We start from the raw sequence: 274 nt of genomic DNA, 5'->3' as shown, positions 1-274 counted from the left end.
AGCGATATCCTTGGCGTTAGGGGAGATGTAGCTCTCCAGTGCGCCGGCTTTCTTCAGGACCTCGTGCGAATCCGCCGGACCGCCCATCAGGAAGTCAGCCTGCGGCTTGCCCATTTCGTTCTGGACGCGTGTAACCGCTTCCCCGCTTGGCAGACGAAGAACGTCGTAGTCGATCCCTGTTTCTGCCTTGAATTTATCCAGGATCTTGCGCGCTTCTTCCTCTTGGAAAATGGAATATACGGTGATTTTACCTTTCGCTTTACCGCCGAAAACA

General features: G+C 54.0%; 1 pseudogene. It reads right to left on the bottom strand.

What is annotated here, in order from left to right:
• Positions 1 to 274: pseudogene (locus tag KVT27_RS24560) on the bottom strand (ABC transporter substrate-binding protein); the annotation flags it as partial.

This window comes from Lysinibacillus sp. GbtcB16 (genome assembly GCF_019091145.1).
GTDB lineage: Bacteria > Bacillota > Bacilli > Bacillales_A > Planococcaceae > Lysinibacillus > Lysinibacillus fusiformis.
The sequence above is the reverse complement of the archived record's forward strand: the minus strand, read 5'-3'. Positions and strand labels throughout refer to the sequence as shown.